The 16037-nt window shown below is 39.7% G+C and carries 13 protein-coding genes; 3 read left to right on the forward strand and 10 right to left on the reverse strand.

Features of this window, described 5'->3' with window-relative positions; translation table 11 throughout:
- Positions 1-5 precede the first annotated feature (5 nt).
- Complete coding sequence (locus NSS65_RS13200) at positions 6-1529, reverse strand: recombinase family protein (protein WP_047947303.1); 1524 nt, start codon at positions 1527-1529, stop codon at positions 6-8.
- A gap of 155 nt (positions 1530-1684) precedes the next feature.
- Between NSS65_RS13200 and NSS65_RS13205 the strand changes: the two genes are divergently transcribed.
- The 3 genes from NSS65_RS13205 to NSS65_RS13215 all read left to right on the forward strand — a co-directional run bounded on the left by NSS65_RS13205 (position 1685) and on the right by NSS65_RS13215 (position 3523).
- Entirely contained in the window at positions 1685-2626 is a 942-nt protein-coding gene (locus NSS65_RS13205; protein ID WP_342467272.1) for a hypothetical protein, read from the forward strand.
- Positions 2627-2697: 71 nt separating this feature from the next.
- Positions 2698-2889, forward strand: coding sequence for a hypothetical protein (locus tag NSS65_RS13210; protein WP_342467273.1), 192 nt, complete (start codon positions 2698-2700; stop codon positions 2887-2889).
- A gap of 142 nt (positions 2890-3031) precedes the next feature.
- A complete protein-coding gene (locus NSS65_RS13215; RefSeq protein ID WP_342467274.1) occupies positions 3032-3523 on the forward strand; it encodes a hypothetical protein in 492 nt (163 codons plus the stop codon).
- Positions 3524-3800: 277 nt separating this feature from the next.
- Here the strand turns inward: NSS65_RS13215 and NSS65_RS13220 are convergent, their stop codons facing one another.
- Genes NSS65_RS13220 through NSS65_RS13260 form a run of 9 tightly spaced genes read right to left on the reverse strand, consistent with a single transcriptional unit; the run spans position 3801 to position 15890 of the window.
- Complete coding sequence (locus NSS65_RS13220; protein WP_342467275.1) at positions 3801-4610, reverse strand: N-acetylmuramoyl-L-alanine amidase; 810 nt, start codon at positions 4608-4610, stop codon at positions 3801-3803.
- A 47-nt stretch (positions 4611-4657) separates the two neighbouring features.
- The gene (locus tag NSS65_RS13225) at positions 4658-5077 is read right to left on the reverse strand and encodes a phage holin family protein (RefSeq protein ID WP_342467276.1); all 420 of its coding nucleotides are present in this window, start codon (positions 5075-5077) and stop codon (positions 4658-4660) included.
- Positions 5078-5120: 43 nt separating this feature from the next.
- On the reverse strand, positions 5121-5300 hold the full coding sequence (locus tag NSS65_RS13230) for an XkdX family protein (RefSeq protein WP_342467277.1): 180 nt from the start codon (positions 5298-5300) through the stop codon (positions 5121-5123).
- Positions 5297-5581, reverse strand: a complete 285-nt coding sequence (locus NSS65_RS13235) for a hypothetical protein (protein ID WP_342467278.1) — start codon at positions 5579-5581, stop codon at positions 5297-5299. The genes NSS65_RS13230 and NSS65_RS13235 overlap by 4 nt, the downstream gene beginning before the upstream one ends.
- A 12-nt stretch (positions 5582-5593) precedes the next feature.
- Positions 5594-6919, reverse strand: coding sequence for a phage baseplate upper protein (locus tag NSS65_RS13240; protein ID WP_342467279.1), 1326 nt, complete (start codon positions 6917-6919; stop codon positions 5594-5596).
- A 13-nt stretch (positions 6920-6932) separates the two neighbouring features.
- Positions 6933-8807, reverse strand: coding sequence for a right-handed parallel beta-helix repeat-containing protein (locus tag NSS65_RS13245; RefSeq protein WP_342467280.1), 1875 nt, complete (start codon positions 8805-8807; stop codon positions 6933-6935).
- Between the two features lie 37 nt (positions 8808-8844).
- On the reverse strand, positions 8845-10596 hold the full coding sequence (locus NSS65_RS13250; RefSeq protein ID WP_342467281.1) for a phage tail protein: 1752 nt from the start codon (positions 10594-10596) through the stop codon (positions 8845-8847).
- 11 nt (positions 10597-10607) lie between these two features.
- The gene (locus tag NSS65_RS13255; protein ID WP_156060390.1) at positions 10608-11444 is read right to left on the reverse strand and encodes a phage tail domain-containing protein; all 837 of its coding nucleotides are present in this window, start codon (positions 11442-11444) and stop codon (positions 10608-10610) included.
- Positions 11445-15890, reverse strand: coding sequence for a phage tail tape measure protein (locus tag NSS65_RS13260; protein WP_342467282.1), 4446 nt, complete (start codon positions 15888-15890; stop codon positions 11445-11447).
- Positions 15891-16037 lie beyond the last annotated feature (147 nt).

Below are 16037 nucleotides of genomic sequence, written 5' to 3' on the forward strand. Positions count from 1 at the left end.
CAGGATCATTTAAATCTATAATGAAAATTCATTTTCCCGTTTGGATGGATAACAATATGATCAATAAGCTTATCAAACACATGCTTCAAATCGTTCTCTTTGTCTTCAAGCTCTCGTAGAACCGCCTGCATTTCCATCATTGAACTTTTCTCATCATGAACCTGCTGTAAGGAAAATAAACTCTGTTCAAACTTAACAATTTTAGCTTGAATGTCATTTCTCTTCATTTGAAATTCTGATTTGGTAATCATTTGATCTTCTAAATAAAGTTCAAGCAACCTTTTATTTTTCGCTTCTAGAGATTTCAACTCTGCTTTTATAGACTTTATTTGTTTTTCTTTTTGCTCAAATGCATTTTTTTTGTAGTCATGTGATATATCCCTAGAGAATTCAATGAGATTTTCAATAACTAAATCTCGGACCTCTTCATAAGTGATGGGAACATGGTTCACACAGCCTTCGGGACCAGATCTCCTGTAATTACTGCATTTAACATATTTCCAATATGTTTTCTCTCCGTTCTTTTTAGCTCTGCTGGTTTGAATAATGACCATATTAGATCCGCATTTCCCGCAAATAAGCAACTGTCTAAGCTCATTCCACGGTGTGAATTTAGTTTTTTTATTAACTGTTGGTTTATTATTTGCTTTCTCCCACTCTTCTCTTGAGACAATCGGCGGGCAAAAGTCTTCATAAATGTTCCATTTTTCAGGTGGATTTCTTATAAATTTTTTTCTACCATCAACTTTGATCGTGGTATGTCTATTAGCAATGTGCACGCCACAATAAATTGGGTTTTTTAATATGGTTTGAACTGTTGTAAGCTGCCAATTTCTTGTTGTTCTAGGAGGAGGTATTTCACCAATTTTGCACTTTTCTTGCAATGCATATGTAACTCTTTTCTGACCTAGCCCCTCGTTGTTATAAAGGTGGAAAATCATCCTAATTACTTGAGCTTCACTTTCGTTAATTACAAGGTGTTTACCATCTTTCGTATATCCATATGGTACACGCCCAGAGTGCTCCCCACGGCGTGCTTTTGCTGCAAGTACACCACTTATATTTACTGACATAGACTTAGGTAACTGCTCAGCAAACAGAGCAGACATTTCAAATTTCATTGACGCCTTACTCTCGTAAAGGGAGTCATAATCTTCTTCGAGTGTAACGACACGAACCCCATTAGACACTAGAATCTCTCTGATGTATAACGCATCTTTTAAATCACGGGCAAGACGTGTGATGGACTTAAAAATCACCATTTTTATTTCTTTCTTTTCCGCCAATGAAAAAATGTATTTCATTGCTGCCCTATCTTCAAGGACGGTTCCGCTGATACCATCATCTAACAAAACAGAACGGTCATCCCATTCGTAATTGTGTTGCTCGATCCAATATCGACAAACATCAATTTGGTTTTCCTTAGAACTTATTTGCTCGTCACGGTCTGTCGAAACCCTTGTATATACCTTATAAGGGTAATCGTCATATTTAATGATTTCGTCAACTGATTCTTTTTGGAAAGGCATATAACACACCCCAATTGTGAATTGTTCTTACTAAATTATAACATCCCGACCTTCAATTACGTAATATTCTTAATTTGAAAAACATTATTTCCCCTCTTTCCAATTCAATAATATGGTAGACTTGTTTGGAAAATATTTGTTTTGGAGGGTCTGTATTGAATCTTATTAAAACTTTTCTTTTTATGATTTTATGTACCTTATTCTTAACTGCTTGTGGCAAAGCAGAAAATACATCCACCAGTAATTATAGTAAAAAAGAAGAAATCATGGAAAATAAAGAAAAATTAAACGTAAAGATCACCTTGAATAAAAAAATTAAAGGCAATAAAAAAATTTTCATTAGCGGAAAAAGCAATTTACCTAAAGATACAGCATTATCAATTGATCTAAAATGTCCGAAATGTTCAACCTATTATTATGACTTCTCTACTGATGTAAATGTTCAAGAAGGTGGAATGTTTGATTATGAATTTTCTAATGAAGAAGGCGAGGAGTTTGAAGGAGGGAAGTATATTGCTTATGTAGAAACGTCACCCGAAAATCTTCAACCTGACCATGTTAGAGAGATTTTTGGAAAAGATGGAGCTAATCTTGCGGGTTCTAATGTTAGCGGTGATAATGATCGCGTAGCTACTGCAGAAATTAATTTTAAAATTAAGAACTCCTCAAAAGTTAAACAAAAAAGTAAGAAAGACAATGCTGCAGAAGTTACTAATAAGAAGGATGAAGAACTGTCTACTTTGAAAAGTGAGGCGGAATATGAAATTGAATCTATTGTAGAGGATAATTACAAGTCTGCCTCAATTGAAAAGATCGAAATTAATCAAGATATGAGTACTGACCAAGACAACAAACTAATCGCTCTTGTTTACCTGTCGTTTGATTTTAAAAATTCTGCTCAAACTTCTTATAACATGGTGGAAATGTTCAGTGATGATTTAGCTTCAAAAATTGGAACTGACAATAACACGATTAACCAAATCGCTGTATTTTGGAAAGTTCCTTATATAGATGAAGATGAAACATTAGCTAAATTCTCATACGAACGTTCAGGAGAACATATGATAATCACTGATAAAGTATCTTCTTTAAAATGACCCTTCGACTTGAAGGGTTTTTTATTTACACTTATAATCGAACGTATATTCTCATTGTAGGAGGGTACACCATGACAGATCTTGAAAGGAAGCTTTATCGAATAATCTACAATATGAGTCGATTTCGCAAGAACCCTTCAATGGATGAACTTAAACGGAAAACGGGGAAAGATGAGCCAGCAATCCGTAAGGCGGTTAAGAACCTTATATCAAGAAATGAACTTGAATGGGATAAGGAGAAGAAGGAATGGCGGTTTAAATAAGAACATTTCACAATTTCGTCACAAACGGCGGTATTTTCATTTAGTCTATTTTTACCATTTTTATAAAAAGCATGGAAAATAAAGCCTGTTAATTGTTACCATACGGGTGTAGGACAATACTTTTAGGGGGAGGATGTTTAGTATGAACGGTTTATTGCGCAAGCTAAATGTAAAACTTACACTTGTATTAACACTTATTGTGACTCTTGGAATCACTTCTGCTTTTGGGCAGGCATCAGCCAAAGAACAATGGGACCCTCAAAAACAACAAAGAATTGCACAGGCTATTTTTGAAGCTTCTACATACAATGAAGTAGATAAAACTTTTTCCTTTGATGAATCCAAAGTGATCAATGTTGGTTTACCAAAGGATATTTCATTAGAGATCAAAAATCATTTAGAATCATTGGCCGGAACTGATGCTGAAAAAGTGTATCAAGATCAATTAGTTGCACAGAAAAAAGGCGAAATTACAACTATGGTTGCTCCGCTAGTGATATGGGCGGCCAAAGTATTGGCTGGCGCAGGTCTAGCATGGTTAGGTAAAAAGCTTTTAGATATGGGCGGCCATGAATTTTGCAAACGTTACAAGAATGAAAATAAAACAACCAAGTATGTTTGCAAATTCCTTTAATTTTTGAAAGGAAGTGGTTTAATTGAAAAAAACAAATTGGTTTCTGTCTGTGTTTATAACTGCTTTAATCTCCTTTGTAATTCAATCGGGATTAAGTAAATTTGGTGTTATTAACATGTCCAATATTTGGGCAGACTTAGTTAGTTGGATTATAATTTTCTTTGTCGTTTTCATTGGCGTTGAAGCATCTTTTAGGACGATCAATAAAATGAAGCATCGAACTGAATAAAGACAAACAAAAAAAGCCCCTCCAATATAAAGGAAGGGCTTTTTCATTTTACTTTTGTTTTACCTGAACATATTTTGTGGCAGCTGTGATATAAAGACCTGATTTAAGCTTATACATTTTTGCCCCGTTGACCGTAACGGTCTTATCAATCGTAAATGCTTCACCCGGCTTTACTTTTTTGTGCTTTGCTGTCCACTCCGGCTTATCATAGACCCATAGCCATCCGTCGGCATTCGGCTTCACCACGGCCATTTTAACGCCCTTTGGTATCGCTTCTTTTTTAGGGCTTGGTTTAGATGATGATGACACCTTTTTTAAACCGACAGCCGCCGCGATCCCTTCTGCGTGTCCCTCGGCCAACAAATCAAGGAAAGATTCTTGTTTGAGCAGCGCAGCATCTTCTTTGCGGTCAATGAAAAGGTTCTCTGTCAATAATGCTGGCATTTTTGTTTCTCTTAACACCGCAAGATTTTTAGACTTTTTCCCGCGGTCTGATGTTTTTGCTTTGATCTTGTTATAAATGAAATCATGCACGGTTTTTTGCTGCTTGCCAGTGCTGGATGATGCAGATAACTTGTCGTAACGAAACGACTCAAATCCTGTGCCACCAGCTGCATTGATATGGATTGAAACAAAATAATCAGCGCCCCAATTATTTGCAAGCCTAGCCCTTTGAGACAGATCAATATAAACATCAGTTGATCGTGTGAGCTTAACTGATGCCCCATAAACCTTTTCAAGAATCGCTTTTGTTTTCTTTGAGATAGTGAGTACAAGGTCTTTTTCTTTCAACCCGTTTGCTACTGCGCCGGGATCGTGCCCGCCGTGTCCCGGATCAAGCATAATTTTCTTTGTCATATTCAATCTCTCCATTCATTTGTTTTTATATAGAAAAAAGCCGCCGATTACTCAGCAGCTTTCTTTTCCTCTTCTTCTTTTTGGCTATCGTTTTCAATGACGTGAAGACGGTCTGTGATGGAAGCTGGGATTTTCACGCCGATCTGTGCAAGGTTTTCCACGATGGAAAGCCCTTCGTTTGCGATATAAAAAAGCACTGTACCAAAGGTTAGCACTCCGTTTAATCCCATGATCTGATCAATAATGTTAGCCACAATCACAACAACAAAACTAAGCATTTTACGCACGTAACCGAACCATGCTGTACGGCTTCGCAGCTTCCCAAATTTCCATGCTTTGATGATACCCGTCAAAACGTCAATAACACTTAGCAGCAAGAGCAAGTCCAAAAATTTCACTCCGCCAAATAAATAAGTCTTCGCTAAATCTAAAGTTTCAAAGTTAATAAACACTATCGTTTCCTCCATTTCTTTAATCACCTCCTTTCGAAGGCAAAATAAAAAGCACCTGTTAAGATGCTGTGGTTCCTAAATCCACTGAGACAGCAGGCTTGTCAAACTTCAAACCTGTGATCTCTTCAAATTCTGTTTTAGTGATAACTTTCAACGAAACATATTCCCTCATAATTGCGGGCGTGTAAACGCCCCAATTCCAAAATATTTTTATGTCGGCCGCTGTTGGATAAATCATGATGCCCCGCCTCTCTGCAGCTGCGTAACTTGCAATGTGAGTAAAGCCGCCTGTTTTTTAAGAGTGGTTATATCATTAGGTAAAGGCGGTTTCGGCTGCATGCTCTCTATATAATCTTCGGATGCTGATTCAAACCACACTCTCTTGTCCGCATCATATTCAGGAAGATATAAATCCTCTTTGGGTCGTACGTCCGTAGCGTTCTTCGGTAGCTCGTCGTACTCGCTTATTACATCTTCGCCTGTATACATAAAATTTTCGTCATAATAATATATGTGCATGTCCCTTCCCTCCTACCACAACGGAATACATTCATTTATTTCAAACCTGCTTACAAAAGAAATATCGTTAGCGGACATCCCATCAAAGCGTAAAGAACCATCTTTCTCTAATGTAAATCTAGCTGACCCATAAGAACCTACCGTTGCACCGAGAAACACAGCTTTTGATGCCGGTTTTTGAGTAAAACGGGCAATGACTGCATCATTCGCCGGAACTCCCTCAAACGATCCCCGAAGTAGTAATTCATTTTGACGAATTGAAAATTTAAGTGGATTTCCAGCAAATTGTTTTATTGTTGTTCCAGCGACTAACGTTACTTGATTCCAGCTGCTGTTTAAGTCTTTTTCGGATAACACTCGATCCCATCCTTTGAAACCTTGGGCATGAAATGTACCGATCCAAGTTATGTTATCAAAAGACCTTGTAGCGATAATACACTTATAAACTACTTCATTTTGTTCATAGGCCGTCTCCAACACATTGACGTAATAAAAGCTTGTATCATTTTCTACTGGAGCATTTAGGAGCTGGGCCCCCATGTAAGGACCTGTAGGTAGGGTAAATATGTCGGTACCATTCGGAATCCTTGCAACTTTACCATCATTAGGCGTAAGCCTATAAAGCTGGCTCTTGTTCCAACTGCTTTTCTCTGATTCTGTTACGTGAATCTTTTTATTTTGAAGGTGCGGATCAACGTATTCTTTTGCCTCTTCCAGTGCCGCCGCTACTTTATCTTTTGCACCTGCAGGTGTTTCCGCGTGAGCATCCGTGTATTTTTTAGCTGCTGCAAATGCTGCATCTGCTTTAGTCTGCGCGCCCTGTTTTGTTTCGATCTTTTCCAAGTCCTCAAACTTGGCACTCAGTTCATCAATCGTTAGGATCGCTTCATCGTACAGCTCGTTTATCTTCGCTCTTAAAGCCTCGAACTCGTCCACATAATACTCAGTGATCGGCACAATGTCTTGATCTATAAGAGACTTAGATATATGGAAAGAGAATTGATGTACGGACATAGATTGATCATTTGTATAGTACAAATTCAGCTCAGCTTGTACATTTCCATAATGCTTGATCTCTTGATCAGACAAGATGTATTCCGCTTGACCTTCCACACGATCAATAATGTTTACGTCTCGAATGAATCGGCTGCCATCTGACATAACTAATACAAGTTTCCCCGTGACAGCTGCAAGAGGTAACGGCACGCCATCTTTCGAAAGTTTAAATACTAGCCGCGCTGTCTGACGGTCCTGCGTCCAAAAATTTATGCTGGTTGATACGCTTGAACTGGTATACGCGTTTACATCAAAATCAAGTGGACCATTTTTGCGAATCATGTTATCACCTCTCTCATGTTACATTTTCAAATGATTTAATAGGATCAACGCTGTTGTCTTTCAAAGAACCTTCTGCGCCGGCTCCTTTTAGCCGATTGCCGAAATGCTGAATGCGTGAGCATTTACTGGTTAAATACATCGCATATCGACATTTCTTCCCTTTGACAGTCACAAATTTAACCGAAGAATCTTCTACACCATCCATAAAGATGACCCCATAATATGGATTTGAAGAGGAAGTGCGCTTTCCCGCATTGTTGATATTAGCTCCATCAACATCAATGTTTTTTGAGTCTCCAGAAACTGATATTCCTGAATAACCTACTTCATCTAGTCGAGTTCGGTTGATGCTGACGTTTTCGCATCCAAACTCCACTCGAATACCGTTCCCTTCAATATTTTTCCCGATACTTAGATCAACTTGTCCATTCTTACAACGAGTCAGTAAAACCCCATGATGTCCTACATTATTAAACTCATTGTCTGAAACAGTGAAGCCAACTACGTCAGATAGATGAATAGCATGCTTTACTTTAACGCCATCTATAAAGTTTCCATTAATTTTCACATCTTCGATTGTTTGATAACCTTTACGTCCATAAACTTGTACGGCGTGGCGGTCTTTTACGTTAATAAAAGTATTTTTTGAAACAATGTGCCTTCTCACTTTATTGACTCGATTTGTAGGATTCCCATTCTTATCTTGCGTATATTTTGATGTAACGGCCGGAAGAAGCAACCTTACACCAGATGCACAATTTAAAAATGTGTTCCCTTCAATCAATACATCTTCCCACTTGTTTCCTGAAACAGCCCATTCAGTTGTATCTTCCACAACGTTGAATAAAAACTTGATATTTTTGTACCAAAAACCATCTGTGCTAGTATGCGAGTCCATTGCTCGTGCATAGCCGCCTAGCTTATCTGATTTACTGAAATGGCACCTTTGAACAATTATATTTTCAGAAGGGGTATTGTCATAGCTACCAAACGCCCCAAAGTTTTCAGACGATCTCATAAGGTCCAATTGAATAGCTGCTGAAAACCACCTATCTCCCTTATAATCTGCATATCCTGAGAATTTGACATCATCAATTAACACGTTTTTGTTACCAGCACAATCTAAACCGTGCCCTCCACAAACATCACGTATGTGAATACCTTTGATAACTATTCCATCTGCGTGAGCAAATCCTAAAACAGAACACTGTTCCTTATATTCATCACCAGCGCTATCAAACATTCCCTGACCGTCAATCAGCAAATTTCCATGTCCCTCATAGCCTTTGGTTTGATCGTCTTTGTCACCATTTACAAGCATTGATCCTACAAATCCGCGCCTTATAACGGCACCAGCCTGTAAGGTCAAGTGAGTGTTTTTATATATACGGGCCGTCTCCGTCAGCTTGTAATTACCGGGAGGCACGACAATATGCACAGGATATAATTTCGCAAGACTTAGTGCAGCCTTAAATCCAGATGTAAAACTCCCGTATTTCTTGATGAATTTTTTGAGATTGAGAGAAACTGCAGAATCTTCAATTTCTTGCTCAAGTATTTGGAAATCATAGTCAAGACGATCTTTTGCGGTGGGATGAATGGAGGCATCCCTAGCGACACGAATATCAACGACTTCTTTTACGTCTTTTCCATCGTGATTTAATACTAGATTGATTATTCTTGACCATATGTTGTCTATTCGATTCGCAACTGAATACAATCCGTGTTTGATTTGATTAGATGTATGAGCAATATCGCTTGTTTTATGTCGTTTCAAATCATCTTCATTCTGATTCAAATGATTTTCTATAGACTGCATATCCTCTCGCAGCTGCTCTGCGTATTTCGAGTTTCGTCTAGTGTCATAGTCCTTTCTAAGCCTCACCATATTCTCACTCTCCTTTTTTGGCAAAAATAAAAAGACCCTATCTAAGCGTCTTGAGCATGTCGTTTATATATCGTTGTAAATTTTTCATTTTCTTCACTTGATCTACATTAATACGCTGAATGTCCTTGCGGAAGTTCGCAAATGTTATCGTTGGGCTGCTATACGGATTGAGAGGGTTATGCTGAAATGATACAACCCTTAGATCATCCTCAAAGGTTATTCCATCTGCAGTATCCGCAATAACATGGATTGTGTCACCTAACCAAAAATCTTGTTCAATTTCAAGCAATTTCGGCTCATAGATTTTTTGGAATTCTACTTCCACAGTCATTTCTGGGTAAGGGTTAACATGCTTCTTTAACGCAGAAATAATGCTGCTAGATTTTTTGTACCTCTCGTCTTTAATTGGCTCCGCCCAACGTGGTTTACCTTCAATGAGAAATTTATCTTCATCGGGATGAATGTAAAGAACTGGCTCAAAAACATACTCAGGCTCTTTCTCTTCATCTTTTTTCACTTCTTTTTCATCTTCTGTTGTTTTGCCATCAACTTTTGAGTCAGAATCGGAATCTATTTCTTTTTGTGCGCCGTATCCCCACGCACGAGTAGTACAATTTTGGGAATCTGTCGTTATAGTGATACCTGGCATGTTATAACGACTATCAAGCACAAAGTCTATTTCTTGTCCCATCTTTTTGTAAACATGGATTTTGTAATTATCTACGTCTAACTCTATGTCATAATCTTCAATGATTTCATCCATAAGCTCTGTGGAATTTTTTTCACCGAAGTTTTCTTGTTCCGCAGAAGAAATTTCATCATCTTTTGCATGAATGACATATTTGAAATCAGTTCCTTTGAGGGCAAAATCTAGCGCTTCTTTAATGCTTAACTTCTTAGAAACTGTTTTTTCAATTCTGTTATTAATCAACAGGACAGTGAAGATGTGCGCAGCTGTAACCGTTTTTGTCAGCATTCCATTTTCTTGATGAAGACTCACGTTGGTAATATAGTATTTTTGATGATTATATTTCTTTTCATCGAGGTATAAAATGTTATCCACCACTAACAACTCAAACTCTGCAGCATTTTCCTGTGTACGAACTAACGAGAATGTAAACGACTTTTTACCTGTTGTATCAACTGTGAAATCAACAGATGCACCTGTGATTTCTATGACTTCCTTTCCATCCTTGCTTGAAACATGCAGCTGCGGGAAATCCACATCAGACGGTAAATTTTGATTGAGTGGCATGTCTTTCCCATCGTATTCCTTGCTTGGGTAATCAGGACCAGTTGGTGTTTCTGGTTCACTCGGTTCTTCTGGTAGATCATCCAAATTATCATATTGTGTGAGCTTGTAAGTAAAAATGATGCTGTTTAATTTTGTAGCATAATTGATATCAGTCGCATAACCACCCTTTGCAACAGCAGCTGTAGCTTTTTGGTAGTCTTTTTCACCGACCACATCTTTATAGCGACTAAGCCTAGTGTATAGACTTCCTAGATCAGCAAGGCTTTCTGCATATGATGGATACTTTCTGAAGCGCGCTTGTACTCTCGTTTCATTGCCGTGCTTGTCCTGTTCTTTGGTCCACATTAATACATATTTTCCGTTATAAGTCCCTTTGACTCCAAAAAGGTTGTAGGCTTGTTTAGATAGATCGCTTGCTCCGAAGCCACTTTCAAGGCACCCTTGAGCAATGACAAGGCTTGCAAGAACGTTGTATTTTTTGTAAACCTTTTGCGCTCCCGGCGCCAGTTTCTTAATGAAATCAGCCGCAGCCATGCCATCCCTCCTTATGCATAATAGAATCTCGTGTCGAAAACAATTTCAATTTCGCTTGCGTTTTGTATTTCAAAGTCATTACGGCCAATATCAAGTGAAGGAAGCCTGCCAGATGTCTTGAGACGCTTCTTGTTTGCAACAGTGTATTGTTTAATAAAAGAAACCTCTCTTGATTTGGATATTTCATCTTCAATTTTCAAACGTTCACCTGTCGTATGATTGATGATTGTTACACCTTTTCCTTTTGCTCTCAACGTCACTTGATAATCATGCCTCAAAGGGTTGATTCTAAAATCTCCGATGTTGTAGATGCTGAACGTTTTTTTGTTTTTGAATGAATACTCTAGGTCGTCTCGCAGCTCAATATTCATTCCGGGACTCCATCGTTCACCTTCAAACATTTGACGGTTTAGTGATGTACTTTTTGATTCTGCTGCCCCTAAGACATCTATAAATTCTACAGTAAACACAACGTGATTCTTTTCTTTTTCTTTAGGCACTGAAAAGTTCCCCTCACACGTCACTAAAAATCTTCTGTTTGGAAGCAGGTCGCATGAAATGTAGTATGGGAACGGTTTAACTAATAAAGCATATAGTTCACTTCTATAACTGTAGAAATTTTCAGCAATGATTGAATTCATATATATTTCAAGCTGAATCTGTCTTTCTTTGTACTTCACATCCCGCGGATGTTGTGGCAATACAATACCGTTAATTCGTGGTAATGACACCGTCTCAAATTCTACGATTGGTGAGGCAGGTGTCAGGCTTAACGGATGGAAATGAGGAAGCAAGTCATTAAGGCTTTGTTCACCCAATCCGTTGTTAAAATCAATATATAATTCCATCTACCTCACCCCACTCATAAATGCTTCTTTTCTAAAACGTTCACCTGTCGTTTGATCTAGCTTTCGCCCATCCATGTAATTGTTGCTATCTTTTGAAATTAATTGTTCAAAGCCTTTTTGCATCATCATTAATCCTTGAGACAGCAGGTCTATTTGTTGAGCCATCAGACCAATTTGCTTGTTTTGGTTCTCGATCATCTGTCTCATATCGGATCCATCTTGCTGCCTGCTCTGAGGCTTGTCTCCTTTGTTACTAATGCGATCAAGCATCTGTAAAGCCGTGGAGATCATACCATTCCCAAAACTAGGCACTCCAAGCTCTTTGCCAAGGTTAGAATACAACTGTAAAGAGCGTTTACGATACTTTGGCTCAGTGGTAATGGCATATTCGCGCCAGCCGTTTTCTCCTAACTGTGCAATTTGGTGGCTGTCGATAACACCACCAGATGCATAACCGATATAAGGGCCACCGCGCGCCATAGATTTTAATCCCGGATGATTATAGATGCCGCCATAACGCTTGTTAAGATAGTTAATCGCAGCAACAATTTGGTGTACTGGATGTTTGATGTTTCCATATCCGGGCTTTTTGTATGCTGCGAATGTTGTCGGAATAAACTGCATGAGTCCTTGTGATGGATGTCCCGCCTTCCAGTTACTGTCCCATCGGTTAACTAAGGTCGGGTTTCCACTTGATTCTTTCATAGCAATGGTTTCTAGTGCTTTTGCATAGGATGGAGAAATTCCAGTGATGCTGATGGCTTGTGCAACCCACTTTTTGACTGCAGCACTACCCCCTACACCTTTGAATGATCCTCCTTCTCCTCCAAAATCACCTAACGATTTTGTTAGAAATCCTAAAGCACCTTTTTGAATTGTCTTTAAAATACCTGTTCCAAGTCCGTCTATCCCTTTACCAGTTTTAAACGGAATGAGACCGCCAAATATATTGCTGATAATTTTCTTTGGGCCAGCCATCACAAGGTCAAAAATATCTGATCCGAAATCTTTCACCTTGCCGACTACTTCACCAGCTTTTTTGGCGCCCTTTTTAAAGAAATCACCAACACCGCCAGCATAACCCGGTAAGCCCTGTGAAGTGATTTTTTTGGTCTGATCATGAGGCAGTACCGATGTTCCGCGTGGTAAATCCCAAATTTGAGGACCACCAACGCCGACCATATATGTTCCAATACCAGGAGTATGTGCAAGCTCATATCCTTCCTCACCAACAAGTGCACGGCCTCCCGGGTGATAGTCAGTACCTTTGGCATATGCCTTACCGGGTGCAACGTTCTTCGCCTTTTTCTTCCCGTTGTGTCCGCTTGGTTTCCACTCAGGGATTGTCGGTATATTCATGAATTCAAGAACTTTATTGATACCACCAGTAATGGTATTGACGACACCAGCTAAATCCACAAGGAATGTATCCCAAGCGCCTAGCACTTCACCTGTCTCCCAATTGACTTGTTCGATATGTCCATCTGCTTGTTTCTTTGCTTCTTTCACAACGCCTTTATGGCTCTTTTTCGCCTCGTTGATTGTTTTGTCTCGCTGATCTTTGGCAGCTTTAACTGTCGCATCATGTTCTTTTTTGGTGATAGTACCTTTGACGTAATACTGATCATCTGCAGCTTTCACAACTGCATTGTATTGTTTTTTAGCATTGCTGATGACTTTGTCTTTTGCTGATTTACTATTTTTCACCGTTGCGGCAGCTTGCTTTGCAGATAAATTAGACGATTCTTCTTTTAACTTTTTAGAAATGAGTGTTTGCTCATCTTTGCTTTTTGTCAGAGCCGTTTCGACTTCTTTACTCATCTTTTGAGTAATGCCCTTGACTTCATCCCATTCTTTTTGGGTGAGCGAGCGATGTTCTTTTGCTGCTTTGTCATATATTTTTTTGACTCGGCTCTCGTACTTTTCTATTTGCTTCTGCTTCTTTTCATTGCCTGTTTTGATCTTATTGAGGATGTTTTCCTCATCTTTCTTTTTAAGTGAATTATTCTTTGAATAGAAATCTCCTAAAACGTCAAGAGACTTGTCAGCACTATCTTGATAGCCTTTTTTTATGGTGTCAGCCATTTTTGAAAATCGCTTATTCATGTTGTCAGCTATCTTATCCGTGATCTTCGTTTGATTGAGATACAGGCTGTCTAGCTTTGCATTGGCTTTTGTCTCCATATCCGAATAAGCATTTACAGCTTTCGAAGTGGATTCAGAAACTTTATCGCCAAAATCAATTGTTGCTGGCAAGACTCGTTTTTGCAGGTTGTCATAATATTTAAACCCTGCTTCGCCTAAAAGCGTGACCCCTGTTATCAGTAACCCAACTGGACCACCAAGCAACGATAAGCCGCCTCTAAGCAAACTCACAACACCTGCGCCTTTTTTTAAGATGTTAAACAGGCCAAAACCGCCCTTTGCGAGTTTCAAAAATCCACCTGCACCTTTTACGGCGTTTACTCCTGCCATGACTACACCTTTACCAAATTTAAGTATTTCAGGAAGAAAAGAGAGCGCAAGACCGCCAATCATACCCATTGGCCCACCAAACATCATTAAACCCCCGCCAGCAATTCGAGACGCGCCGCCAAGTCCACGCATTGTCCTAGATGTTCTTGTGGCCGTTTGATTTAGACGGCCCATGCGTGTAGTCGCTAAACCAGTGTTTTGTTGTAAACGTCCCATACGAGTGGACATAACTGCCGTTGATGCTGCAGCTGTGTTGATACCAGTTGCAGCAGTTCGCGAAGCAACACCTGCTGCAGTAACTTGTGTCGTGTATACTCCTAGACTTGTTGATGATCCTCTGACAGTGCCTGTCAGATACGTGCCAGCAGTACGAAGCACTCTCCATCCCTCGGCCATTCTAGGAATGACACTCAATAATAATAAAGAAGCCCCGCCTAAAAGACTGAAAGTTGTTACGGCAGCACCAGTAACGGCAATTGTTTGCATAACAGATGGAGGCAGGTGATCAAACCAGTTAACGATTTTTGTTAATCCATCTGTAGTGGCGCGGATCACTGGAATAAACTGATTACCCAATGAAATGACTGCGTTATTTGCCGCAGAACGCAGGTACTCCATTGACCCCGCAAGGTTGTCCATTTGACCTTTTGCCACTTTTTCAGCTACACCGCCACTGTTTTCTATCTGTTTGGTGAATTTGTCGATCTTATCACCACCTGCATGAAGCAAAGTGATAAAACCAGATAAGGCATGCTGACCAGCCAATTGCTTTGCGATACGGATTTTTTCGGTTTCCGTATAGTTTTTCGTCTTTTCGTTAATCTGATCTATGATGTTTGATAAAGGTTTCATGCGGCCGTTTGCGTCAGTAATACTCAGGCCAAGCTCATGTATTGCGTTACCAGCTGGCTTTGGAGGTGCCGCAAGCCTTGTTAATGTGGATCGTAATGCAGTACCTGCCATATCTGCCTTGATTCCACTGTTCGCCATGATACCTGTTGCAGCCGCTAACTCTTCCATGCTGACACCTGCAGTTTTCGCAGCTGGCCCCGCGTATTTCATCGTTTGCCCAATCTGTTGAAGCGTGGCATTGCTGTTAGTAAACGTGTAAGTCATTGCATCTGCTACTCGGTTTGTATCTTCTGCAGCAATATGAAACTCCGTTAAGATGTCTGATACAATATCAGACGTTACACCTAAATCTGTTTGCCCTGCTGCCGCAGTAGCAAGCAAGCCCGGCATGGCGCCGATAATGTTATTTGTCTTATAACCAGCCATTGCAAGGTACTGCATTCCTTCGGCAACTTGTCCGTCTGTAAATTGTGTCGTAGCTCCCAAATGACGCGCCGTTTCTGTCAGACGGCCCATCTCGTCATTCGATGCATTCGCCACAGCACCGACCCTGCTCATAGCCTTTTCAAAGTCTGCGGCCACTTTAACTGCGCCGCCAATTGCGACGGTGCCTGCTACACCGATACCTGTTAATGCCTTCCCTGCCATTCCCGCAGCAGAGTAGACAGATTGCAATTCTTCTGAAACTTCCCCAGCGTTCTTCTTAAAAACAGAAAAAACACCGGCTGCTTTATTGCTGGTGCTTTGTAACTGCTCGAATTCTTTAGATACCTGCCGAAGCTCTTTTTCTAGCTTCTGGTGCACAGCGATGGATTCGTTGAGTTTTCGAGCGTGAATTTGTGTTTCTCTTTTATCACGCCCTTTTTCTCTTACCAATTGTTCATAACGTTTTCGGTGCTCTTCTACTACTTTACCCTGAATACGATATTTATTGTTAAGTCCATCAACTTTGGCTTGCAATTCTTTTGCTCGATTGCCGGTATTCTTATAAATTTCAGTAGCTGCTTTAAATTCAGAATTAGCAAGACGCATTTGCCTTTGAAGACCTGTTATACCTCTGTTAAAACCTGAGTCATCCAGATTGACCTTGGCGACCATATTGCCAATTGCTTGAGTCATTTATGTACCACCCCGCTTTCCTGACGAAGATTTCAAGACTTAGAATATTTGATCAATCGTTACTTCTTTTGTTTTGCTCGATTCAGCGTTCAATTCTAAGAAATGATAAATATCCATTTGATCAATCTCATGCATCTTCCAGCCTTG

Source organism: Bacillus sp. FSL K6-1006, from assembly GCF_038593175.1.
Classification (GTDB): domain Bacteria; phylum Bacillota; class Bacilli; order Bacillales; family Bacillaceae; genus Bacillus; species Bacillus safensis.

Bases quoted from the DNA above. Each gene is read 5' to 3' on its own strand.
- NSS65_RS13200 (WP_047947303.1), bottom strand. From the start codon at position 1,529: ATGCCTTTCCAAAAAGAATCAGTTGACGAAATCATTAAATATGACGAT.
- NSS65_RS13210 (WP_342467273.1), top strand. From the start codon at position 2,698: ATGACAGATCTTGAAAGGAAGCTTTATCGAATAATCTACAATATGAGT.
- NSS65_RS13215 (WP_342467274.1), top strand. From the start codon at position 3,032: ATGAACGGTTTATTGCGCAAGCTAAATGTAAAACTTACACTTGTATTA.
- NSS65_RS13220 (WP_342467275.1), bottom strand. From the start codon at position 4,610: ATGACAAAGAAAATTATGCTTGATCCGGGACACGGCGGGCACGATCCC.
- NSS65_RS13225 (WP_342467276.1), bottom strand. From the start codon at position 5,077: ATGGAGGAAACGATAGTGTTTATTAACTTTGAAACTTTAGATTTAGCG.
- NSS65_RS13230 (WP_342467277.1), bottom strand. From the start codon at position 5,300: ATGATTTATCCAACAGCGGCCGACATAAAAATATTTTGGAATTGGGGC.
- NSS65_RS13235 (WP_342467278.1), bottom strand. From the start codon at position 5,581: ATGCACATATATTATTATGACGAAAATTTTATGTATACAGGCGAAGAT.
- NSS65_RS13240 (WP_342467279.1), bottom strand. From the start codon at position 6,919: ATGATTCGCAAAAATGGTCCACTTGATTTTGATGTAAACGCGTATACC.
- NSS65_RS13245 (WP_342467280.1), bottom strand. From the start codon at position 8,807: ATGGTGAGGCTTAGAAAGGACTATGACACTAGACGAAACTCGAAATAC.
- NSS65_RS13250 (WP_342467281.1), bottom strand. From the start codon at position 10,596: ATGGCTGCGGCTGATTTCATTAAGAAACTGGCGCCGGGAGCGCAAAAG.
- NSS65_RS13255 (WP_156060390.1), bottom strand. From the start codon at position 11,444: ATGGAATTATATATTGATTTTAACAACGGATTGGGTGAACAAAGCCTT.
- NSS65_RS13260 (WP_342467282.1), bottom strand. From the start codon at position 15,890: ATGACTCAAGCAATTGGCAATATGGTCGCCAAGGTCAATCTGGATGAC.